19 protein-coding genes are annotated in these 23,222 nt (G+C 66.5%); 13 read left to right on the top strand and 6 right to left on the bottom strand.

Annotated features, from left to right (window positions below):
- Window positions 1-204: 204 nt before the first annotated feature.
- The 8 genes from EV687_RS10385 to uvrA all read left to right on the top strand — a co-directional run bounded on the left by EV687_RS10385 (window position 205) and on the right by uvrA (window position 10,372).
- Window positions 205-1,365, top strand: coding sequence for an ABC transporter substrate-binding protein (locus tag EV687_RS10385; RefSeq protein ID WP_207226424.1), 1,161 nt, complete (start codon window positions 205-207; stop codon window positions 1,363-1,365).
- A gap of 168 nt (window positions 1,366-1,533) precedes the next feature.
- Window positions 1,534-2,406, top strand: coding sequence for a branched-chain amino acid ABC transporter permease (locus tag EV687_RS10380; protein ID WP_122230108.1), 873 nt, complete (start codon window positions 1,534-1,536; stop codon window positions 2,404-2,406).
- A gap of 6 nt (window positions 2,407-2,412) precedes the next feature.
- Window positions 2,413-3,468, top strand: a complete 1,056-nt coding sequence (locus tag EV687_RS10375; protein WP_122230110.1) for a branched-chain amino acid ABC transporter permease — start codon at window positions 2,413-2,415, stop codon at window positions 3,466-3,468.
- The gene (locus EV687_RS10370) at window positions 3,465-4,247 is read left to right on the top strand and encodes an ABC transporter ATP-binding protein (RefSeq protein ID WP_122230112.1); all 783 of its coding nucleotides are present in this window, start codon (window positions 3,465-3,467) and stop codon (window positions 4,245-4,247) included. Before EV687_RS10375 ends, EV687_RS10370 begins: the two co-directional genes overlap by 4 nt.
- Entirely contained in the window at window positions 4,234-4,938 is a 705-nt protein-coding gene (locus EV687_RS10365; protein WP_122230114.1) for an ABC transporter ATP-binding protein, read from the top strand. Before EV687_RS10370 ends, EV687_RS10365 begins: the two co-directional genes overlap by 14 nt.
- Before the next feature lie 179 nt (window positions 4,939-5,117).
- The gene (locus EV687_RS10360; protein ID WP_122230116.1) at window positions 5,118-6,440 is read left to right on the top strand and encodes an LLM class flavin-dependent oxidoreductase; all 1,323 of its coding nucleotides are present in this window, start codon (window positions 5,118-5,120) and stop codon (window positions 6,438-6,440) included.
- Between the two features lie 69 nt (window positions 6,441-6,509).
- Window positions 6,510-7,103 carry a flavin reductase family protein gene (locus tag EV687_RS10355; protein WP_122230118.1) on the top strand — a complete coding sequence of 198 codons (594 nt, stop codon included), beginning with the start codon at window positions 6,510-6,512 and terminating at the stop codon, window positions 7,101-7,103.
- Window positions 7,104-7,282: 179 nt separating this feature from the next.
- Complete coding sequence (gene uvrA / locus EV687_RS10350) at window positions 7,283-10,372, top strand: excinuclease ABC subunit UvrA (RefSeq protein WP_423201082.1); 3,090 nt, start codon at window positions 7,283-7,285, stop codon at window positions 10,370-10,372.
- 71 nt (window positions 10,373-10,443) lie between these two features.
- On the opposite strand, the gene EV687_RS10345 is transcribed toward uvrA, so the two are convergent.
- The 3 genes from EV687_RS10345 to EV687_RS10335 form a co-directional block, all read right to left on the bottom strand.
- Window positions 10,444-10,704 (bottom strand): acyl-CoA-binding protein, encoded by a 261-nt coding sequence (locus EV687_RS10345; RefSeq protein WP_122230122.1) that lies wholly within the window; start codon window positions 10,702-10,704, stop codon window positions 10,444-10,446.
- Between the two features lie 224 nt (window positions 10,705-10,928).
- Complete coding sequence (locus EV687_RS10340) at window positions 10,929-12,152, bottom strand: acetyltransferase domain-containing protein (protein WP_122230123.1); 1,224 nt, start codon at window positions 12,150-12,152, stop codon at window positions 10,929-10,931.
- Window positions 12,153-12,301: 149 nt separating this feature from the next.
- The gene (locus tag EV687_RS10335) at window positions 12,302-14,005 is read right to left on the bottom strand and encodes an MBL fold metallo-hydrolase (protein WP_122230125.1); all 1,704 of its coding nucleotides are present in this window, start codon (window positions 14,003-14,005) and stop codon (window positions 12,302-12,304) included.
- A gap of 218 nt (window positions 14,006-14,223) precedes the next feature.
- On the opposite strand from EV687_RS10335, the gene EV687_RS10330 reads away from it, so the two are divergent.
- From EV687_RS10330 to EV687_RS10315, 4 genes are all read left to right on the top strand, one after another.
- Window positions 14,224-14,871, top strand: coding sequence for a TetR/AcrR family transcriptional regulator (locus EV687_RS10330; protein ID WP_122230127.1), 648 nt, complete (start codon window positions 14,224-14,226; stop codon window positions 14,869-14,871).
- A 71-nt stretch (window positions 14,872-14,942) separates the two neighbouring features.
- On the top strand, window positions 14,943-16,742 hold the full coding sequence (locus EV687_RS10325) for an acyl-CoA dehydrogenase C-terminal domain-containing protein (protein ID WP_122230129.1): 1,800 nt from the start codon (window positions 14,943-14,945) through the stop codon (window positions 16,740-16,742).
- Window positions 16,743-17,108: 366 nt separating this feature from the next.
- Complete coding sequence (locus EV687_RS10320) at window positions 17,109-17,933, top strand: acyl-CoA thioesterase (RefSeq protein WP_122230131.1); 825 nt, start codon at window positions 17,109-17,111, stop codon at window positions 17,931-17,933.
- Window positions 17,934-17,941: 8 nt separating this feature from the next.
- Window positions 17,942-18,784, top strand: a complete 843-nt coding sequence (locus tag EV687_RS10315; protein WP_122230133.1) for an enoyl-CoA hydratase — start codon at window positions 17,942-17,944, stop codon at window positions 18,782-18,784.
- A gap of 12 nt (window positions 18,785-18,796) precedes the next feature.
- Here EV687_RS10315 and EV687_RS10310 read toward each other — a convergent pair whose 3' ends face one another.
- From EV687_RS10310 to EV687_RS10300, 3 genes are read right to left on the bottom strand one after another with little or no spacing between them, the layout of a single operon-like run.
- Window positions 18,797-20,518, bottom strand: a complete 1,722-nt coding sequence (locus EV687_RS10310) for a sensor histidine kinase (protein WP_122230135.1) — start codon at window positions 20,516-20,518, stop codon at window positions 18,797-18,799.
- A complete protein-coding gene (locus EV687_RS10305) occupies window positions 20,515-20,772 on the bottom strand; it encodes a PP0621 family protein (protein ID WP_122230137.1) in 258 nt (85 codons plus the stop codon). Before EV687_RS10305 ends, EV687_RS10310 begins: the two co-directional genes overlap by 4 nt.
- A 19-nt stretch (window positions 20,773-20,791) precedes the next feature.
- On the bottom strand, window positions 20,792-21,583 hold the full coding sequence (locus EV687_RS10300) for a cytochrome C assembly family protein (RefSeq protein ID WP_122230139.1): 792 nt from the start codon (window positions 21,581-21,583) through the stop codon (window positions 20,792-20,794).
- A 149-nt stretch (window positions 21,584-21,732) separates the two neighbouring features.
- Between EV687_RS10300 and ffh the strand changes: the two genes are divergently transcribed.
- On the top strand, window positions 21,733-23,112 hold the full coding sequence (gene ffh, locus EV687_RS10295; RefSeq protein ID WP_122230141.1) for a signal recognition particle protein: 1,380 nt from the start codon (window positions 21,733-21,735) through the stop codon (window positions 23,110-23,112).
- Window positions 23,113-23,222 lie beyond the last annotated feature (110 nt).

Raw genomic sequence — 23,222 nt, 5'->3', positions numbered from 1 at the left:
GCACGGCACGGCGCTTCTTGGATACAAGATTGGCCTGAATATTGCATATGTTGTGTACCACCGATCTGATGCGCCATGTTCCGGCGTGCGGATCGCAGCGATGGCGGTGCGGTGCGCCGGTTCGGCAGGCCCGTCAGCCCGTCATTAAAGTGGTATACCACCTAAGTGAAGGCCAGTTTTCCACGTTTGAAAGGATTTCGAGCAATGAAGAAAAAGTGTTCATCCCGCATGCATCTTGCCGGCGCGGCGGCCTTGCTGGCTTCGGCGATGACCGCGCAGGCGCAAGATACCGTCAAGATCGGCATCTCCGAGCCCTTGACCGGCGCGGTTGCGGCCTCTGGAACTTATGTGACCGAGGGCGCGAAAATCGCCGCGGACGTGATCAACAAGAAGGGCGGCGTGCTGGGCAAGCCGCTGGAACTGGTGATCGAGGACAACAAGTCCAACCCGCGCGAGGCGGTCAACTCGGTGGAAAAGCTGATCCTCCGCGACAAGGTGCCCGTTCTGATGGGGGCCTGGAGCTCCACCTACACGCTGGCGGTCATGCCCAAGCTCGAAGAGTATGGCGTGCCCATGGTGGTCGAGACGGCCTCCTCCGGCAAGATCACCACGGCTGGCAACCCATGGATTTTCCGTACCAGCCCCACCTCCGAGATGGAGGCCAAGGCCTTTGCCAGCCTGGTCGATGCCTATGACCCCGCCATCAAGAAGGTGGACTTCCTGTCGGTGAACAACGACTGGGGACTGGGGGCAGCCACTGAGTTCAAGAAGATGTTCGAGGCCAAGGGCATCGCCATCGGTCGCATGGAGACCATGACGGCCGATGCCACGGACCTCTCCGCCCAGTTGGCGGCGCTTAAGGGCACGGGCTCGGACACCCTGATCATCACGTCCGGCATCGAGCAGCTGACGCTGGCGATCCGCCAGGCCAGCGAGCAGAAGGTGCCCCAGCGTGTCATCACGACCGGCGGCTCCTTCCCCGAGCTGCTGCTCAAGGCGCCGGCGGCCAAGGGCTATGCCAGCCAGCATCTGGTGTTCTTCGCGCCATGGGCGGTGGAGAAGGCCAAGCACCCCGAGGTGGCCAAGGAGTTCATGGAAGGCTGGACGGCCAAGGGCCTGGACTTTCCGGGGCAGACCGAGGGCTTCCGTGGCTATGACGCCATCCTGACGATCGCCGAGGCGATCCGGGTGGCCGGCAAGGCCGAGCCGGAGGCCATCCGCGAGGCGCTCTGGAAGGTCGATCTGGCTGGCGTGAATGGTGACATCGCGTTCGCCAAGGTGGGCCCGGAGGGCAAGGAAAGCGGCCAGGCTGCGCCCAACGTGTACGTGGTCGAACTCAAGGATGGCGTTCCCTCGGTCAAGTGACAGGGCCGGGCACGCTGCCGGGTGGAGCCCGCTTGCGGGGCAAGGCCTGCCATTTGCCTGCATCCCCTTGCCCCCTCGGCAGCGGCCCGCCGTTTAGCCGCTTGGCCGCTTGCACCGCCACGATGAACAACCAGGCCCCGCACGGGAGCCTGCCAACCGGATTGCAACATGGAACAGTTTCTCCAACACACTGCCAACGGCTTGGTGCTGGGCTCGACCTATGCGCTGCTGGGGATCGGGCTGACCCTGATCTTCGGGATCATGAAGGTGGTGAACTTCGCGCATGGGGAGTTCTATGCGCTGGGCGCCTACGTCACCTACGCCCTGGTCTCGCTGATGGGCCTGAACTTCTTCGGCTCGCTCGTGCTGGCTGCCATCTTCGGTTTCGTGGTGGGCGCGGCGGTGGAGTTCGTGCTGCTGCGCAAGCGCAAGCTGGAATCCATGGACGAGGTCATGCTGATCATGATCGCGCTGATGCTGATCATGCAGAACACGGAATTGCTGCTGTGGGGCGGAATTGCCAAGGCGGTGGAATCGCCTTTCGGCCCGGAGTCGCTGCACTGGGCGGGCGTGTCGATCTCCCCCATCCGCCTTTTCGTGCTGTGCACGGCGGTGCTGCTGCTGGTGGTGTTCTATTTCATGATCGAGAAGTCCCGCATCGGCCTGGCCATGCGCTCGACCTTCCAGGACAAGGACGCCGCCAAGATCGTCGGGGTCAACGTCTCCCGCATCTACATGTTCACCTTTGCGCTGGGTTCGTGCATGGCGGCCGTCGCGGGGGCATTGCTGGCGCCGGTGTTCGTCGTCAGCCCGACGATGGGCGATCTGGTCAACCTCAAGGCTTTTGCCATCGTGATCCTGGGCGGCCTGGGCAGCATCAGCGGCGCGGCCATCGGCGGCTTCGTGCTGGCCTTTGTCGAGGAGTTCGGCGCGGGCTATGTTTCCACGGCGTATCGCGATGCCTTCGGCTTCCTGATCATCCTGGCCATTCTCGCTTTCCGTCCACAGGGCATTTTTTCCACCAAGCAGCGTGTGGGGTAAGCGGCGATGCATCCACTCAAGACCATTCTCTTCCTCGCCAGCGCCGTCGCGCTGGCGCTGGTGCCCGTGCTCATGCCCGATCCGTACCTGCTGTCCATCATGGCGTCGACCGGCATCTTCATCATTGCGGCCATCAGCCTGAACCTGCTGCTGGGCTTTACCGGGCAGCTCAGTCTCGGCCACGTTGCCTTCTTTGGCATCGGCGCCTACACCTCTGCGTTGCTGGCCCTGGGGTTCGACCTCACCCTGCCGGGCTTTGCCGAGCCCTGGGTGGTCGCCCCCAAGCCGGTGTGGGTGGCGTTCGTCTCGGGCATCGCCGTCGCCGGTTTGGCGGGCGGGCTGATCGGCCGCGTCGCCTTCAGGGTGCGTGGCGCGTACTTCGTGATCGTGACGATCTGCTTTGCGCAGGTGATGCGCATGGTGGCCATGAACTGGATCGACCTGACCGAGGGCCCCATGGCGCTCAACAGCATTCCCGCGCTGACCCTGTGGCTGCCCGGCGGCACCATCGATATCGTGACCAAGAAGTCCACCTACTACCTGATTCTGGCCGTGGCCGTCATCGCCTACCTGGTAGTGGCCGCCATGGTCCACAGCCGCGTCGGCCGCGCCATGATCGCCCTGCGCGAGAACGAAACCCTGGCCCGCTCGGTGGGCATCAAGGTGACCCACTACCTGATCGTCGCCACGGTGGCATCGGCGGCCATCGCCGGGGCGGCCGGCGGCCTCTACGCGCACACGGTGCGCATCATCGATCCGGACGTGTTCATGTTCATGTTCACGGTGACGATGATCATCATGGTCATCATCGGCGGCAAGGGCACCCTGGCGGGGCCGGTGGTCGGGGGCCTGTTGTTCGGCCTGCTGCCGGAGCTGCTGCGCGGCACGGTTGCACCGGAAGTCCAGTGGATCATCTATGGCCTGCTGATGATCGCCGTGCTGATCTTCATGCCGCAGGGGATCGTGCCGGCCGCGGGCCGCACCGTTCACAAGCGGTTCGGAAAATGGCCTGGGGCCGGCAAGTCCGCCAAGCGTGCCCTGGCACCGAGGAGCGCCGCATGAGCGAGACGGCCCTTCGCGTCAGCAACATCAGCATGCACATTGCCGGCCTCAAGGCGGTGGACGAGGTCAGCTTCGACGTGCCTGCCGGCAAGATCGTCAGCCTGATCGGCCCCAACGGAGCCGGCAAGACCACCACGTTCAACGTGATCTCCGGCTACATGCGGCCCACGGCCGGCGAGGTGCTGCTGTTCGGCAAAAGTATCACCGGCCTGGCACCGGAGCAGGTGGCCCGGCACGGCCTGATCCGCAGCTTCCAGAGAACCAGCGTCTTTCCGAACTGCACGGTCAAGGAGAACCTGCTGACGGCCTTGCACCTGCAGGGCACGTCGGGTGTGCTGCAGGCGCTGCTGCGCCCGTCGGGCTTTCGCGCCGAGGAGCGGCGCCTGGGCGGGCAGGCCGAGGCGTTGATGGAGTTTCTCGGCCTGGACCACCGCGCCGATGAACAGGCCAGCAACCTGTCCTACGGGGAGCAGCGCATTCTCGGCGTGGGCCTGGCGTTGGCGGCCAAGCCGCGCGTGCTGCTGCTCGACGAGCCGGCGGCGGGCCTCAACCCCTCGGAGACGGAGGACTTCAAGCGGATGGTCACCCGCATCTGCGGCAGCGGCGTGACGGTGCTGCTGGTCGAGCACGACATGCACATGGTCATGAGCATTTCCGACCACATCGTGGTGCTCAACTATGGCAGGCTGATCGCCACGGGCTCGCCCGCCGACATTCAAAGCAATCCCGAAGTGATTCGGGCCTACCTGGGTTCGGGAATCAAAAATGCTCAAGCTTGAACAAGTCTCCGTGAACTATGGGGCGACCTGCGGCATCGACCGGATCAGCCTTGAGGTGCGCGAGGGCGAGCTGGTGACGCTGATCGGCGCCAACGGCGCCGGCAAGTCCACGACCCTGCGCGCCATCAATGGCCTGGAGCCCCTGGCGCATGGCCGGATCGTCTTCGATGGCGAGACCATCTCCGGTGCCACGCCGGCGGCCATCATCGATGCGGGCATTTCCCACTGCCCGGAAGGGCGGCGCGTGTTTCCGCAGCTGACGGTGCGCGAGAACCTGGAAATGGGCGCGTATCGCCGGCAGGACCGCCAGCGCGTGCGCCGCGACATGGAGCAGATGTTCGACCGCTTTCCGCGCCTGCGCGAACGCGTCAGCCAGGTGGCCGGGACGCTCTCCGGCGGCGAACAGCAGATGCTGGCCATTGCCCGCGCCTTGATGTCGCGCCCCCGGCTGGTGATGTTCGACGAGCCTTCCCTGGGGCTGGCACCCAACATCGTCGAGCAGATCTTCGCCCTGATCACCGAAATCCGCAGCGAGGGCACCACCGTGCTCCTGGTGGAGCAGAACGCCTATGCCGCGCTTGAGATGTGCGATCGCGCCTATCTGCTCGAGAACGGACACATCGTCATTGAAGGCACCGCCGGCGAGATGCTGGCCAACCAGGACATCCGCAAGGCCTATCTGGGAGGCTGACGCATACCCCCAGCTCTGCATGATGCAAGGCCGACCTGTTTCCCCTTTTCTCTCTGATTTTCATCAGCAAGGAGTCTTTCATGATGAATCCAAGGTGAACTCCCGCCGATTTTCCAGGGGTGCCCTCTGACGACCCATTCAGGTATTCGAACACTTTTTGAACCAACAAGGACATATCGATGACGACAAAAACGATGAGTTTGGCGCTCTTTCTTTTCCCGGGGCAGCATCTGGGCGCCTGGCGCCTGCCGGATGCCATTCCTGAAGTGGATGTGGGTATCGAGCACTATGTCAGGGCGGCAAAGCTTGCCGAAGAAGCCAAGCTGGATGCCATCTTCTTCGAGGACCAGGCGGCGGTGCCCCGAAGCAACGACATCATGAAAGGCGACACCTATGGCGCAGCCAACCCGCGGTCGATCCATTTCGATCCGATGATGCTGCTGCCGGCATTGGCGATGGCCACCAAGCATCTCGGCCTTGCGGCGACCTCCACCGCCAGTTTCAACGAGCCCTACAACCTGGCGCGCCGATTTGCTTCGATCGATTTCATCAGCAATGGACGCGTGGGCTGGAATCTGGTGACCTCCTTCAACGAGAGCGAGGCGCAGAACTTCGGACTGGATGCCCATCTCGGACATGCCGAGCGCTACGAGCGCGCCAGCGAGTTCATCGATGTCGTGACCGGGCTATGGGACAGCTGGGACGAGGGCGCCGTGATTCGCGACAAGGAAAGCGGGGTCTACTTCGATGTGGACAAGATGCACTTCCTCCGGCATGAAGGGAAGTTCTTCAAGGTTCGGGGGCCGCTCACGATGGGCAGAAGTCCGCAGGGCCGCCCCGTCATTTTCCAGGCGGGTTCGTCCGAACCGGGGCGGGAGCTGGCCGCGAGAACGGCCGATGTGGTCTTCACCCTGCAAACGGACATGGCGGCCAGCCGCGCGTTCCGCGAGGATATTCGCCAACGCGCGGCGCGCTTCGGCCGGGACCCCGACAAGATCAAGGTGCTGCCGGGCATCACTCCCATCGTCGGCAAGACCGACGAGGAAGCGCAGGCGTTCCGTGAACGCATGAGGGACCTCATTCCCGAAGAGCTCGCGATCACCCACCTGATGCCCCATTCCGGAGGCCTGAACTTCAGGGATTACGACCTCGACGGGCCCATGCCGGATCTGCCGGAAACGAACGCCGGCAAATCGCATCGCGACGCGATCGTGAACCTGGCGCGCCGGGAGAATCTGTCCATTCTGCAAACAGCGCGGCGGTTTGCAGAAGGCAGTTACATGAAGATGGTGGGGGCCCCTGCGACGATCGCCAACACGATGCAGGAGTGGCTTGAGAACGACGCCTGCGATGGGTTCCTGGCCGTACCCACCCATTTCCCGCAGGGCGTGGAAGATTTCACGCGTCTCGTGGTGCCGGAATTGCAGCAACGCGGAATCTTCCGCAAGGAATACACGGGCCAGCATTTGCGCGATCACCTCGGCGTCGAGAAATACAGCTGAAGCACGCGTTTTCTGAAACCGGATGGGCAATGCGATGCGCTCCTCCGTGGCCCTCTGTGGCGCACGGACATGCGCGCACAAGACAAGCGTGTGCCATTACGCAGCATGCCCATCCGAACAAGATTGGATGAAGCCATCAATCAGGTATTGAATATGACTGAAAGCATATACAGAGATCTCCTCAAGGCCGCCATGCGCAAAATGCCAGGGCCCATATCCTTGATTACGACCATCGATCTCGACAGGAAATTGCCAGTGGGTCTCGCCGCCTCGGCGGTGATTCCGGTTTCGATGGATCCGCCCTCGATGCTGATCTCGGTCAACAATGCCGCCAGCGCCTGTGGCCCGATCTCGCGCACGGGCAAATACTGCATCAATCTGCTCGCGGTGGACCAAGTCGATCTGGTCGCGCCATTTTCCGACAGCATGCGTCGCGATGAGCGGTTTTCGACCGACGACTGGGTCGGTCGGGATGGCATTCCCTATTTGCCGTCGGCATGTGCGGCCATCTTTTGCGATACCCGAATGGAGATTCCATTCGGCACGCATTCCCTTTTCATCGGCGAGGTGACCGGAGTCGTTGGCCGTGACGGTGGTGCCTTGCCGCTTGGATGGCTGGGGGGAAGATTCGCCACGTTCGAGCCGATCACCACGCCGATCTAGAACTGCAGCAAAATCCGGCGCCTCGGCCGAGGTGCGCAGGTTGCCCGACGAGACGGTGCCGCGGCATGGGCGGTCAAGGGTGGGTATCATGTCAGGTTCTGCTTTTTCTGGTGCAGCCTCCAGACGTGAATCATCTCCATTCCCAGACATTTCCGCGTGACGACGTGTTGCCCGATGATGTGCCGCCGGCCCTGTCCGCCGGCGCCGACGCGGCGCCGCACGCGCAAGGCCAAGGCTGTGGCTGTGGCTGTGGCTGTGGCTGCGCGGGTACGCCGGCCGACGCGGGCAGCATCAGCATCCGCGGTGCACGCACGCACAACCTCAAGAACATCGATCTGGACATCCCGCGCCACCGCCTGGTGGTGGTAACCGGCATGTCCGGCTCGGGCAAGTCCTCGCTGGCTTTCGACACCTTATATGCCGAGGGCCAGCGCCGCTATGTCGAGAGCCTCTCGGCCTATGCCCGCCAGTTCCTCGGGCGGCTGGACAAGCCCGACGTCGACCTGATCGAGGGCCTCTCGCCGGCCATCAGCATCGAGCAGAAGGCCACCAGCCACAACCCGCGCTCCACCGTCGGCACGGTCACCGAGATCAACGACTACCTGCGCCTGCTGTATGCGCGCGCCGGCACGCCCTATTGCCCCGAGCACCACGTGCCGCTGTCCTCGCAGACCGTCAGCCAGATGGTCGATGCCGTTCTGGCATTGCCAGAGGACACCCGGCTGATGATTCTTGCGCCCGTGGCGCGCGGCCGCAAGGGCGAGTTTGCCGATCTGTTCGAGGCCATGCGCGCGCGTGGCTACGTGCGATTTCGCGTCGACGGGCAGGTGGTCACCGAGGATGCGCTGCCGCCGCTGCAGAAGAACGACCGGCACGACATCGACGTGGTGGTCGATCGCCTGAAGGTGCGGCCCGACATCCGCCAGCGTCTGGCCGAGAGCTTCGAGGCGGCGCTGGCCATTGGCGGCACCAATGCCAGCGGCCGCGTCATCGCGCTGGAGATGGACAGCGGCGTCGAGCACGGCTTTTCGGCCAGGTTCGCCTGCCCGCATTGCGACTACACGCTGCCCGAGCTGGAGCCGCGCCTGTTCTCGTTCAATTCGCCCATTGGCGCCTGCCCGGGCTGCGACGGCCTGGGCCAGCAGGAGGTGTTCGATCCGGCACGCATCATCGCCTTCCCGACGCTGAGTCTGGGCGCTGGCGCCGTCAAGGGCTGGGACCGGCGCAATGCCTACTACTTCAGCCACATCCAGAGCCTGGCCGCGCACTATGGCTTCGATGCCGAGGAAACGCCTTTCGAGGCCCTGCCCGAGCGCATCCGCCAGATCATCCTGTACGGCTCGGGCGATGAGGACATCGCCTTCACCTACGTGACCGAAAGCGGCCCCAACAAGGGCAAGCCGGTGGTGCGCACGCATCCGTTCGAGGGCATCGTGCCCAACATCGAGCGGCGCTACCGCGAGACCGAATCGAGCGTGGTGCGCGAGGAGCTGGCCAAGTACCGGGCCACGCAGGTCTGTCCGACCTGCGGCGGCGCGCGCCTGCGCCGCGAGGCGCTCAACGTGATGCTGGGCGAGGGCGCGGCGGCGCGGCCGATCCAGGATGTCAGCCACGACACGCTGGCCGATGCCCAGCACTGGTTCGAGCAGCTGCAGCTGGCCGGCAGCAAGGCCGAGATCGCTGCCAAGGTGGTGCGCGAGATCGCCACGCGGCTGCGCTTTCTCAATGACGTGGGCCTGAATTACCTGAGCCTGGATCGCAGCGCCGAGACCCTCTCGGGCGGCGAGGCGCAGCGCATCCGCCTGGCCAGCCAGATCGGCTCGGGCCTGACCGGCGTGATGTACGTGCTCGACGAGCCCAGCATCGGCCTGCACCAGCGCGACAACGACCGGCTCATCGCCACGCTGCGGCATCTGCGCGACATCGGCAACAGCGTGATCGTGGTCGAGCACGACGAGGACATGATGCGCGCGGCCGACCAGATCGTCGACATGGGTCCGGGCGCCGGCGTGCATGGCGGCCAGGTCGTGGCGCAGGGCGACTATGTCGCCATCTGCGCCGATCCGGCCTCGCTCACCGGCCGCTACCTCAGCGGCGCGCTGCGCATCGAGGTGCCGGCGCGGCGCACGCCCTGGCTGCCGCTGCGCGGCGACGCGGCCGCCGCGGGCAAACCGGCTGCCGAGGGGAAGGCCTTCCCGCGCGCCGCCGGCCAGCGTGGCGCCGCCGCATCGCCAGAGCCATCCCCGCAGCGCGATGCGGCGGCGCTGCAAAGGCTCGGCATCATCCATGCGCGCGGCAACAACCTGCAGAACGTCTCGGTCGACTTCCCGGTGGGCCTGCTCACCTGCGTCACCGGCGTTTCCGGCTCCGGCAAGAGCACGCTGGTCAACGACACGCTGTATGCGGCCGTTGCGCAGCGCCTCTACCGCGCGCATGCCGAACCCGCACCGCACGAGGACATCGTCGGCATCGAGCAGTTCGACAAGGTCATCAACGTCGACCAGGCACCGATCGGCCGCACGCCGCGCAGCAATCCGGCCACCTACACCGGGCTGATGACGCCGATCCGCGAACTGCTCGCCGAAGTGCCCACCGCCAAGGAGCGCGGCTACGGGCCCGGGCGCTTCTCGTTCAATGTCGCTGGCGGGCGCTGCGAGGCCTGCCAGGGCGATGGCGTGGTGAAGGTGGAGATGCATTTCCTGCCCGACGTCTACGTGCCCTGCGACATCTGCCACGGCCGCCGCTACAACCGGGAGACGCTGGAAGTGCAGTGGAAGGGCCGCAACATCGCCGACATCCTCGACATGACCGTGGAAGACGCGCTGGCCTTCTTCCAGGACGTGCCGACGATCGCGCGCAAGCTGCAGACCCTGATGGACGTGGGCCTCTCGTACATCCGCCTGGGCCAGAGCGCCACCACGCTCTCGGGCGGGGAGGCGCAGCGCGTCAAGCTGGCGCTGGAGCTCTCCAAGCGCGACACCGGGCGCACCCTCTACATCCTTGACGAGCCCACCACCGGTCTGCATTTCGCCGATATCGCGCTGCTGGTGCAGGTGCTGCAGCAATTGCGCGACGCCGGCAACACGATTGTCGTGATCGAGCACAACCTGGACGTCATCAAGACGGCCGACTGGATCATCGACATGGGCCCCGAAGGCGGCAAGGGCGGCGGCCAAGTCGTCGCGCAGGGCACGCCCGAGACCGTGGCGGCCAATCCGGCCAGCTTCACCGGCCGCTACCTGCGGCCCTATCTGGGCCTGCCGGGCTGAGAACCTGTTCACGAAAAGATCGTCAACAGGTTCCGGGGCGCCTGAGCCAACTGGCTGGCATGCGTCCTTGTTCAGGACCGCTTAAGCGCGGCCACCAGCTCGGCGTAGGATCGCTTGGCATGGTCCTGGCTCAGGCCCTGCTGGGCTGTCCAGGCATCCCACTTGGCTTGGCCGACGAAGTCGAAGCCACCGGGTCGCTCGGTCGTGTTGTTGCCCTGGGTGGCCTGCTTGTAGAGTGCGTAGAGCTGCAAAAGGAGTTCGTTGTCGGGTTTTTCCGGCAGTGTCTTGGATTCACGCACGGCTGCTTCGAAGGCGCTGTTCAGGTCGGACATGGGGCTTCTCCCGCTGGTGGCATGTGATAATCCACGCACACTAGTCGGATTGGCCCGGCAGCGCCATGGGCAAATGCCCGCAGTGGCCTTGGAGCCTGTTCATGATCTTTTCGCGGGCTGCGTTGTCCGTCGTGTACAGACGTCCAGTTTGGGCTGCGACGGGTGTTTTGCCTACGGCATTTTTGACCTCCTGCGTGACCCACGAAAGGATCGTCAACAGGTTCTCACAAGTACTTCAGCCAGGCGATGTCGCGCCGGCGTGCCTTGAAACCGGCGAAGGCCTTGACCGGCCAGTAGAGGGCCGCAGCCAGCACGATGGTGCACAGCCAGACCGCCCAGATGCCATCGAAGCCGAAATACTGGCCCTGGTTGGTGCCCCAGATCGCCACTGCCGCCAGGTACAGCAGCTTGAGCACATAGAGGTGCAGCAGATAGAAGAACATGGGCGCGGCGCCAAAAGCCATCAGCCAGGCCAGCGCAGGCGGCAGCTGGCCGCCGTGGGCCTGCTGGCAGCGCTCCAGCCAGCGCAGCAGCAACAGGCCCAGGCCCAGCGTCAGCGCCAGGAACAGCAGCGAGGGCGGATATTTGGTGATGTTGACGAAGCCCATCACATTGGCGAGCAGGCTATCGGTGGCCACCCAGGGCTTGTCGCCATAACCGTTGATGGCGCGCAGCACGAGGAACAGGACGAGCGCGCCCAGGCCGCTGGCGAGCAGCAGGCGCTGGCGTTTGGCGGCATCGGTGCCTCGCCCGAACCAGGGGCCCGCCGCATAGCCGAGCGCAATCACGCCGATCCAGGGCAGCACCGGGTAGGAGGTGCGCAGGCGCAGGCCTTGGGCGGCCTCCAGCCAGCCGCGGTCGTGCAGGATGGCCCAGGGCACGTGCAGCGCGTGGCCGGCCGGGAAATGCAGACCGTCGAGCAGATTGTGGCCTGCCACCAGCGCCAGGCCCAGCAGCGCCAGTGCCGGGCGCGGCAGCCACACCAGCGCGGCCAGCGCCAGCATGCTCAGGCCGATGGCCCAGATCACCTGTAGGTAGACCACGCTGGGCGGGAATTGAAAGGTCCAGGCGAAGTTGACCAGCGTCAGCTCCAGCAGCACCAGGAACAGGCCGCGCTTGAACAGGAACGCCGATGCGGCGGCGCGCCCGTCGCCCCCGTCGCCAGCGTGTTTTTGCGCATACAGCCACGCCGAAAGTCCGGTGAGGAACACGAACACCGGCGCGCACAGGTGCGCCAGCAGGCGCGAGAAGAAGAGCTCCGGTGGTGTGGCGGTCACGTCCATCGGGTCGCTCACCTGGGCATGCAGGTAGAAGGTTTCGCGCACGTGGTCGAGCAGCATCAGCACGATGACGAAGCCGCGCAGCGCGTCGATGGACTGCAGGCGCGAGCGTGCGGCGGCAATGGAGGATGGCGCCTGCAGGGGCGCTGTGGCGGTCGAGGTGGACATGAGGGATGGAGAGGGAGGAAGACCGGCCGGGGCGGCACGGCGGCGTGGATGCGCAGGCATCCTGGCTGTTGAACAATCGGATAACAATAATAATACTAAATTATCGTTATTGTTTGTGACAGTCAGACCCCTTGCCTGGGCGGATGTGCTCAGGCTGAGAGCACGCGCTCAATCCCAAACTGCGGATGCAGCGTGGCCAGGCGCTGCAGGTGCGCCAGCAGCGAGTGGCGCGCCACCGGCCACATGGCCCGGGGGGTGTCCGCGTAGGCGAGCGCCAGCCAGTCGTCCACCGCGCCTTGCGGTGCCTGCTGGACGGCCGCCAGCACCCGTGCCTCGCGGCGCAGCCGGTGGCTGCGCAGCTGGGCGATGACCTGCCGGGCACCATGCAGCACATGGCCATGGGCTGGGAGGACGAATTCCACCCCGTGTGTCTCGCACAGGGTGTCAAGGCGCGTCAGCGAATCGAGGTAGTCCTGCATGTTGCCGTCGGGCAGGCTGATGACGGTGGTGGTACCGCCGAGGATATGGTCGCCGCTGAACAGCAGGGCGTCTTCCTTGAGCAGGAAGCACAGGTGGTTGGCCGCGTGGCCGGGCGTGTGCACGGCCAGCAGCGTGTGGCCCAGCGGCTGGCCGTGGGCCTGCCCGTGCAGCTGCAGTTCGTCGCCGCTGGCCAGTTCCCGGTCGGGGGTGAAGCGGCTGTCGGCGCGGGCCGTGGGGCGGGAGGCCATGCCGGTGATGGGAGGCACGGACATCCGGGTGGTTTCCACCAGGGCTTGCAGGGGCCGCGCGCCGGGTGAGTGGTCGGGGTGCGAATGGGTGCAGACGATGTGGCGGATGTCGCCGTTCGTCGCTGCCATGATGCGTTGCAGGTGTGCCGCGTCGTCGGGGCCAGGGTCGAGCACCAGATAGCCGGTCGCCGGCTCGCCGATCAGGTAGGTGTTGGTGCCGGGGCCGGTCATCACGCCAGCGTTGGGTGCGGTCAGGCGGCGCAGGTGACGCAGCAGCGCCACGGGCTGTTCAGACTGCCAGGCCAGTTCATGCGCCAGCTGGCCGTCCGGGCAGACCAGCGCCAACTCGCCGAACGGCAACTCATGCTCCATGAAGCGCTCTTCGCGTCCCTGCACGAGGCCGGCGCGTGGGCAGCTCGGCGGCATCACCGGGCCGCGCGCACACGCGGCCAGCAAGGCTTCTGCGCTGTCGAAGCCGGCCAGCCGGCGCAGGCTGCGCACGGTGGGGTAGACCAGTGCGAGCTGGCCATCGGCATGGCGCCGCAGCGCCTCGGCCGGTCGGATCCAGAGCGGGTCGAACTGTTCGACGCCATCGGCCTCGGCCTGCTGCCCTTGTGGCGCGGACGCGATCAGAAACGGCACATCGAAGCGGATTGGGTAGTCGCGATCGGTGGTCCAGTGGCCGAACGGAAACACGGCATCCAGCGCCAGCCGCCAGCCCCGCGCGGCGATCTGCGGTGCCAGGGGCTGGTGGCGATCAATGTGTGCTGCGATCTGCGCCGAGCTTACCCAGGCACCTTCGGCGGTGCGGGCCAGCAGAATGCCCACCTCTTCCAGGCTTTCGCGCACGGCGGCGTGGGCGAGCGTGAGGTCCTGTGCGCTTTGGTCCGAGCGCGCGTCGGCACCGGCCAGTGCCCGGGCGTCCTGCGCATCGACGCTGCCGCCGGGGAAGACGTAGGCGCCTGGCACGAAGCGCGCCGCAGGCGAGCGGCGCGAGAGCAGCACCTCGATGCCGCCGTCATCGGCCTTGTCTGCCGGTGCATCGCGCACGAGGATCAGCGAAACGGCCAGCCGCGGCGCGGCTGGCGGTGCAGGCGGATGGAGATGCGTGTGGGGGCGGACCATGAGGCGGTTTATAGCAGCCTGGGCCCCGCCTGGCAGCGCCCATGCGTCAGTCCCCCACAGGGCAGCATGGGCCGGCAGTCAGGGCATGGCTTGCAGGCCATGGGACAAAGACATTCCCAATGCCTCCCAATATCGCCAAACACTTGCCAAATGATCGATTCTTCCTAAAATAGCACGATCGTTCTATTTTTTGCGGGCTGTCGCTTCGCAACCGCACCATGCCATCGAAATCCATTGCCTCCGCCGCGGAGAAGACGGCCCTTTTCAACAAGGGCCAGCAGACCCGCCACGCCATCCTCGACGCCGCCATGCGGCTGGTGGCCCAGGTCGGGCTCGAGGGGCTGTCCATTGGCGCGCTGGCCGAGTTGGCCGGCATGAGCAAGTCCGGCGTGTTTGCGCATTTCGGCTCGCGCGAGGAACTGCAGATCGCCGTGGTCGAACATTACCACCACAGCTTCGAGCAGGCAGTGTTCCTGCCGGCACTGGCGCTGCCGCGTGGCCTGCCACGGCTCGAAGGCATGGTCGGCCGCTGGATGCAGCGCGTGCTCTCCGATGTCGATTCGGGCATCTTCATCAGCGGCGCGGTCGATTTCGACGACCGGCCCGGCCCGGTGCGCGAGGCGCTCAACCAGTCGGTGCGCACATGGATGGCGGCATTGCTGCGCGCGGCCGAACAATGCCGCGAGCTGGGTCAATTGCGCGATGACGCCGATGCGCGCCAGTTGGTGTTCGAGATCCACGGGCTGGTGCTGGCGCTGCATTACGACGCGCGCTTCCTGGGCAATGGCGATTCGCTGCAGCGCGCACAGAACGGCTTTGCGCGCCTGATCCGCGCCAGCCGCCCGGTGCATTCCGGTCAGCACTGACGCGCTTGGCCTCCCCTTCTTCCGGCAACCCGCGCTCGTCATTCCCCCATCATTCAACAAGGAGACAAACCATGGCCCTGAGCTACATCCCCCCGATCCGCGACATGCAGTTCGTGCTGCACGAAATGTATGGCGCGGTGGACGCGCTGGCCCAGCTGCCGCCCTATGCCGAGCTGGACCGGGACACCTTCAACGCCGTGCTCGAGGAGGCCGGCAAGTTTGCCGCCGAGGTGGTCGCGCCGACCAATGCGGTGGGCGACCTGCAGGGCTGCACGCTGGATGTCGCCAGCCACAGCGTCAAGACGCCCGATGGCTTCAAGGAGGCCTATCGCCAGTACATCGAGGCCGGCTGGCCGGCGCTGGCCGCCGACCCGGCCTATGGCGGCCAGGGACTGCCCTTCGTGCTCAATCAGAGCTGCTATGAAATGCTCAACAGCGCCAACCAGGCCTGGACCATGTACCCGGGCCTCTCGCACGGCGCCTATGAGGCCTTGCACGCGCATGGCAGCGATGCGCTCAAGCAACGCTACCTGCCCAAGCTCACCAGCGGCGAGTGGACCGGCACCATGTGCCTGACCGAGCCGCATTGCGGCACCGACCTCGGCCTGCTGCGTACCAAGGCGGAGCCGCAGGCCGATGGCAGCTATCGCATCACCGGCAACAAGATCTTCATCAGCGCCGGCGAACATGATCTCGCCGAGAACATCGTGCACCTGGTGCTGGCGCGTCTGCCCGATGCGCCGGCCGGCAGCAAGGGCATCAGCCTGTTCGTGGTCTCCAAATTCAGGTTGAACGACGACGGCTCGCTGGGCGAGCGCAATCCGGTCTTCTGCACCGGCCTGGAACACAAGATGGGCATCCACGGCAATGCCACCGCACAATTGGCCTTCGATGGCGCCATCGGCCACCTGGTGGGCGAACCGCACCGCGGCCTGGCGGCCATGTTCGTGATGATGAACGGCGCGCGCCTGGGTGTGGGCAACCAGTCGCTGGGACTGACCGAAATCGCGTTCCAGAACGCGCTGGCCTACGCCAAGGAGCGGCTGCAGATGCGCAGCCTCTCGGGTCCCAAGGCGCCCGAGCAGCCGGCCGACCCGATCATCGTCCACCCGGACGTGCGCCACCAATTGCTCGCCGCCAAGGCCTGGGCCGAAGGCGGCCGCATGCTCGGCAGCTATTGCGGGCTGTTGCTCGACCAGGCGCGCAGCCACCCCGATGAGGCCGCGCGCGTCGCGGCCGCCGCGCAGCTGGCGCTGTTGACGCCGGTGGTCAAGGCCTTCCTCACCGACAACGGCCTGGCAGCGACTATCGGCTGCCAGCAGGTCTTTGGCGGCCATGGCTACATCCACGAGACCGGCATGGAGCAACTGGTGCGCGATGCCCGCATCAACCTGATCTACGAAGGCACCAACGCCGTGCAGGCACTGGACCTGCTGGGCCGCAAGGTCATGGGCGACCAGGGCAAGGCGCTGACGCAGTTCGGCAAGACCATTGCCGGCTGGGCGGCCGATTACGCCCGCGAGCCGAAGATGGCCGAGTTCCTGCTGCCGCTGCAGGATCTGGGCGAGCGCCTCACCGAGCTGACCCAGGCGATTGCCGCCAAGGCCCAGCGCAACCCCGAGGAGATCGGCGTGGCGGCGGTGGATTACCTGCGCGTCGTCGGCCACCTGAGCTTCGGCTGGTTGTGGGCACGCGCCGCCCAGGTGGCGCAGGCGGCGATCGCGGCCGGCAGCACCGACCCGTTCTACAGCGCCAAGCTGGAGACCGCGCGCTTCTATTTCGCACGGCTGCTGCCCGAGGTCGAGACCGCCTTCAGGCGCTTGCAGGCCAATTCGGCCAGCCTGATGAAAACCAGTCACGCGCTGGCCTGAGAACCTGTTCATGATCTTTGCATGGGTCGCGTTGCCCCGGCGAGGATTTGTCACACCGCAGCGCGCGCCTGCCGGGACAACCCGAAGGGCAGGAGGTCAAAAACGCACCGGGCGGCGTTGCCCGCCTTGCCCAGATGGCCAGTCTGGGCTGCAACGGGCGTCTTGCCCACTGGAAGATCGTGAACAGGTTCTGAGGGCCCGCTGTCGCCGCCGTGGCTGACGGGGCGGCCAAGCCTGCCATAGTGGCGTGCATGACACGTCGCACGGTTGTGCGTGAGCGGCGCCAGTCGACGAAACCGCGGCCGCGGCTGGACACCATGACCGGGCCGGATCGGGTCACGAGACAGAACAGACAAGGAGACATGCATGCACCCCTTTGACGAGGCCATTGCCCTCAGCCGCGATGCCGAAGGCGTCTTCCACGGCCGTACCACGCCCGAATACTGGAACATGGTCGGGCCGTTCGGCGGCATCACAGCGGCCGTGCTGCTCCATGCGGTGCTGCAGCACCCCGCGCGGCTGGGCGAGCCGGCGGCGATGACCGTGAACTTTGCCGGGCCGGTGCCCGAAGGGCCGTTTCGCCTGCTGGTGCGGCCGGTGCGCACCAACCGCTCGACCCAGCACTGGATCATCGAACAGCACGTGCAGGATGCCGATGGCGGCACCAGCATTGCCACTACCGCCACGGTGCTCACCGCCGCGCGCCGCCAGACCTGGTCGGCCAGCGATTTCTCGGCGCCGCTGCAGGGCGGTCCGCAGGCTGATCAGCCACCGATGGCGCTGCCGCCGGGCGTGCCGAGCTGGTTCCGGCAGTACGCCTTCGTGCCGCTCGAAGGCGAGATGCCCGGCGCCTGGGATGGCCGCGAGCGCGAGGGCAGTCTCTCGCGCTTGTGGGTGCGCAAGGCGGCCGAGCGCGCGCTGGACTTCTGCGCGCTGGCGGCATTCTGCGACGTGTTCTATCCGCGCGTGTGGCTGCGCCGCGCCCACCGCGTGCCGGCCGGCACCGTCTCGATCACCGTGTACTTCCATGCCAGCGGAGCGATGCTGGACGCGGCCGGCAGCGACTGGCTGCTGGCGCAGGCACAGGGCCAGGAGTTTCGCGACACCTTGTTCGACCAGACCGGCCAGGTCTGGGACCGGCATGGCAACATGCTGGCCACGACCCACCAAATCGCCTATTTCAAGGAGTGAACCCCGTCATGAGCCATTCCAGCCCGACAAGCAGTACGAACAGCACGAACAGCGCCGGCAGCACGGGCCGCGCCGACAAGGCCGAAGGCGCCGGCATCCTGCGCCATGCCGAGAACGGCGTGCTCACCCTCACCCTCTCGCGCCTGGACAAGAAGAATGCCTTCACGCAGGTCATGTATGGCCTGTTCGCCGATGCCTTCGAGCAGGCCGCCGATGACGCCGCCGTGCGGGTGGTGGTGGTGCAAGGGGACGTGACGGTCTTCAGCGCCGGCAATGACATCGCCGATTTCCAGCAGGCGCCGCGTGACGACGGCGACCGGCCGGTGTTCCGCTTCCTGCGCGCCATCGCGGCCTTCCCCAAGCCGGTGCTGGCGGCGGTGTGCGGCCCGGCGGTGGGCATCGGCACGACGCTGCTGCTGCATTGCGATCTGGTCTATGCGGGCGACAACGCGGCATTTGCGCTGCCCTTCGTCAACCTGGGCCTGTGCCCAGAGGCAGGCTCCTCGCTGCTGCTGCCACGCCTGATGGGCCACCAGCGCGCCAGCGAGGCGCTGCTGCTGGGCGAGCCGTTCTTTGCCGAGGCGGCGCAGGAAGTGGGCCTGGTCAACCGCATCGTGCCGCCGCAGGAAGCCAATGCCATGGCGCAGATCCAGGCGGTCAAGCTGGCGGCCAAGCCGCTGGCGGCGCTGCTGGCGACCAAGCGCCTGCTCAAGGGCGCGCAGCAGGCCGAGGTGCTCGCACGCATCGACGAGGAGGCGCGCATCTTCGGCGAACTGCTGCAGAGCCCGGCCGCGCGCGAGGCTTTCAGCGCCTTCATGGAAAAGCGCAAGCCCGATTTCTCCAGGCTGTGATCGGAGCCCGGTTCAAACCACCAGTTCGGTGAGCGGGTGCGTGTCACCATCGTGGCCCTGCACCGGACGGCGGAACTGGACGGTGAAGGCGTTGCCGGCCATGGGCCCGCGAGCCGTCGCCCGCTCGATGCGCTGGTAGCCGATGCTGGCCCCATGGCGCTCGCACAGTTCGCGGCACAGGTACAGGCCCAGGCCCGAGGAGCGGCTCTCGGACGAGAAGAAGGGCTCGAACAGGTGCCGCTCCACCGATTTTTCCAGTGGCGCGCCATCGCTCCAGACCTGCAGCATGGCTTGCCCGTGCGCGCTCAGCGCGGTATGGACCTGCAGCGAATCGGCGTGCGGTCCCTTGTAGCGCAGGGCGTTGTCCAGCAGGTTGACGAGCACGCGCCGCAAGTGGTCGCGGCCGAACACCACCAGCGCCGGCGCGGTGTTCAGGCTCAGCTCGCCGGTGCGCTGCGCCGGCGCCTGCTCGCGCCACTCGTCCCAGCTTTGGCGCACCCAGTGGTCCAGTGCCAGGGCCTCGGCCTGCTCGTCGGCATCGATCTGGCGCTGCACCCGGGCGACATCGAGGATGTCCTCGGCAATGCGCGAGAGCCGCTCGGCATTCTGGCGCACCATGGTCGTCAGGCGCTGCGCGCCAGGGTCGTCCGCCAGGTCCTCGGCCAGCAGCGCATTGGCCTGGATGATGGCCGAGAGCGGGTTGCGGATTTCGTGCGCGACGGCTGCCGACATGCGGCCCATCGAGGCGAGCTTCTCGGTGCGCACCTGCGCCTCGATGCTGCGCAGGTCGTGCAAAAAGGCCACGCACTGCACGTCGGCTTCGCCGCGGCGCGCCTGGATGCCGGGTGTCATCCAGGCGCGCGCGCGCAGGCCCACCGGGCTGTGTCCGGGGGGCACCAGGCTCAGGTCGGCCGCTTGCGGCGCATGGCGGCGCAGCGTGTACTGGATCAGCGCCACCAGCGGGCGCCAGACCGGGTTCTGCTCCAGCGAGAACGGCATGGCGGTGCCGGCCGGCAGGCCCAGCATCTCGAGCGCGGCCGGATTGGCGGAATCGACGCGCATCTTGCGATCCACCACCAGCACGCCGTCGTCGAGGTTGCTGATGACCAGGGCGTTGACCTGGCTTTGCAGCAGCGCGGCCTGCCGGCTCTTGCGCCCTTCCTGCTCCTCGCGCAGCAGCCGCGAGGCCATCTGGTGCACCAGCAGGCCCAGCACGAAAAAGCCCAGCCCCGCCAGCAGCGATTGCAGGAACTGCTGCGGGCTGGTGGCCAGCAGCCCGCGCGGCCAGAGCGTGACGAACATCAGCGCCACCAGCACCGAGAGCACGGTGCCCACCATCACAGAGAAGCTGCCCACGGCCGCGGCCATCAGCACCGGCAGGCCAAACAGCGCCACGAAGCTGTAGCCGGCGCTGGCGTGCCACAGCTGCAGCAGGCAGGAGGCCAGCACGTCCACCGCCAGTGTGCAGATCCAGTGCAGCGCCGGGCCGCGGCGCGGGTAGTGCCGGCGCAGTGCAATGCGCGCCACCACGGTCTGGATGAAGTACGCGCCGGCCAGCCACAGCACGCGGTCGGCCACCGTGCCGGTGACCATGCGCTCGGTCCACAACAGTGCCAGCACGGCCAGTGCCAGCATCATGCGGCCGGTCAGAAAGCCATGCCAGAGCCGCTCGAACGGACCCGGCGCCGCCGCATTGGAGCGCTGCAGGCCCCAGATCCGGTGCCAGAGGCTCATCGCCGCGCCGCGCCGCCGGGCGCGTGTTCGGGGCAATAGCTGCGGCCACCCTGGCGGTGTGCGCTGGCCGCCGGCAGATGGCTGCCGCAGACCGCGCATGGCACCATTTGATCCGCAGGCGGTGGCGGGCCATGGCGCACGGCCTGGCGGGCCTGGTTCTGTTGGCGGCGCAGCTGCTGCGTCTTGCGCCGCGCCGCCTGCCACAGCCACAAGGCCACGGCCAGCACGCAGAAGGTCAGAAGCAGCTTGCTCATGGCGGGAGGGCCTGGTGCCTCAACGCATCAGCACTTCGATCACGAAGCGCGAACCGGCATAGGCCAGCAGCAGCAGCAGCGCGCCAATGTTGAGCAGGCGCACCGCCTTCTTGCCGCGCAGGCCATGGCGCCAGCGCGCCAGCAGCAGGCCGGCAAAGCTCAGCCACGCCAGCACCGAGAACACCTCCTTGTGGCGCCAGCTCCAGGCGCGGCCGTAGACCTCCTCGCCAAAGAATAGGCCGGCCAGCAGCGTGGCTGTCAGCAGCACGAAGCCTGCCTGCGCGAAGCGGAAGGTGAGGTTCTCCAGCGACAGCAGCGGCAGGCCCGTTTCCTCGGCGGCGGTGCCCGCGCGCATGCGCTTTTCGGCGCGCTGCATCATCCAGCCGTGCACCACCGCGATGGCGAACAGGCAATAGGAGGCGATGCCCAGCGCCAGGTGCGCGCCCATCCACGGGCTGTGCTGCCCCTGCAGCGGCTGGCCGGGAAACAGCGCGCCCAACAGCGCCGCCAGCGCTGCACACAGCGCCAGCCACCAGTGGGGCTGCAGGCGCGGCAGCAGGTGGTATTCGATGCCATAGACCGTCAGGGCCAGCCAGGCCGTGACCGACAGAGCCGGGCCGAAGCCGAAGCGTGGCTCGGTGGTCCACAGTTCAAGGACGATGCTCAGGCCGTGCAAAAGCCAGGCCAGCAGCAGTGCCATCCGTGGGGGATGGGGAGAGGCCGAGGCGTGGCATGCCGCCGCCACGCCGTAGGCCAGTGCTGCCGCAATGGCCAGCAGCAGCGACGGAGTGGGCGCACTGGTTAAAATCATGCTGCAAGTGTACCTTTGAACAGGTTTGCGCAACTGGTCGCCGCGGCCAGAAAAGGCCCCGCCCCCAGCGGCTGGGCTCCCTGTCGATGCATGCCGCATGGCGGATATCGGCGCATCTTCGACTCTTCCCTTTCCCCGGAGTTTCCCCCATGGCCACTGCCCTGAGTGACAAGCTGTCGCGCCTCGTCAAGGAGATGCGCGGCCAGGCCCGCATCACCGAATCCAACGTGCAGGACATGCTGCGCGAAGTGCGCATGGCGCTGCTCGAGGCCGACGTGGCCCTGCCGGTGGTGCGCGATTTCATCGCCCGCGTCAAGGAGAAGGCGCTGGGCCAGGACGTGGTCGGCTCGCTCAAGCCCGGCCAGGCACTGGTGGGCATCGTGAACAAGGAACTGGCCGCCACCATGGGCGAGGGCCAGGCCGAACTCAACCTCAACGTGCAGCCGCCGGCGGTGATTCTGATGGCCGGCCTGCAGGGCGCCGGCAAGACCACCACCACGGCCAAGATCGCCCGGCTGCTGCGCGAGAAGCTCAAGAAGAAGGTGCTCACCGTCTCGGGCGACGTCTACCGGCCTGCCGCCATCGAGCAGCTCAAGACCGTCACGGCCCAGGCCGGTGCCGAGTGGTTTCCCAGCACGCCGGAGCAGAAGCCGCTGGACATCGCCGCCGCCGCGCTCGACTACGCGAAGAAGCACTACTTCGACGTGCTGATCGTCGATACCGCCGGGCGCCTGGCCATCGACGAAGTGCTGATGGACGAGATCAAGACGCTGCATGCGGCGCTGAACCCGGCCGAGACGCTGTTCGTGGTGGATGCCATGCAGGGGCAGGACGCCATCAACACCGCCAAGGCCTTCAAGGAGGCGCTGCCGCTCACCGGCATCGTTTTGACGAAGCTCGACGGCGACTCGCGCGGCGGCGCGGCGCTGTCGGTGCGGCAGATCACCGGCGCGCCGATCAAGTTCGCCGGCACCAGCGAGAAGATCGATGGCATCGAGATCTTCGATGCCGAGCGCCACGCCGGGCGCATCCTCGGCATGGGCGACATCGTCGCGCTGGTCGAGCAGGTCTCGGCCGGCGTGGACATGCAGGCCGCGCAAAAGCTCGCCGAGAAGGTCAAGAGCGGTGACGGCTTCGACCTCAACGACTTTCTGATGCAGCTGCAGCAGATGAAGCAGATGGGCGGCCTGTCCTCGCTGATGGAGAAGCTGCCCGGCGAGCTCGCCGCCAAGGCCGGCCAGATGGACATGAACCGTGCCGAGAAGGACGTGCGCCGCAAGGAAGGCATCATCTGCAGCATGACGCCCAAGGAACGCCGCCGCCCCGAACTCATCAAGGCCCAGCGCAAGAAGCGCATCGCCGCCGGTGCCGGCGTCCAGGTGCAGGAAGTCAACCGCCTGCTCAAGGAGTTCGAGCAGATGCAGGGCATGATGAAGAAGATGAAGGGCGGCGGCATGATGAAGATGCTCAAGAAGCTCGGCGGCGCCAAGGGCATGATGGGCGGGGGGTTTCCGAAGCTGCCGTTCTGACGTTCTGAACCAGGCCGCGCCCCTGCTCCCGGCCGCGCTGCGCAGTCCTGACGAATGGGCGACAGGCCGGTGGCGACCCGGTTTCCGCGATCGGTGGCTGCGCGGCATAA

It is taken from the genome of Corticibacter populi, assembly GCF_004217315.1.
GTDB lineage: Bacteria > Pseudomonadota > Gammaproteobacteria > Burkholderiales > Burkholderiaceae_C > Lampropedia > Lampropedia populi.
This window is presented reverse-complemented; position numbering and strand designations above follow the sequence as displayed.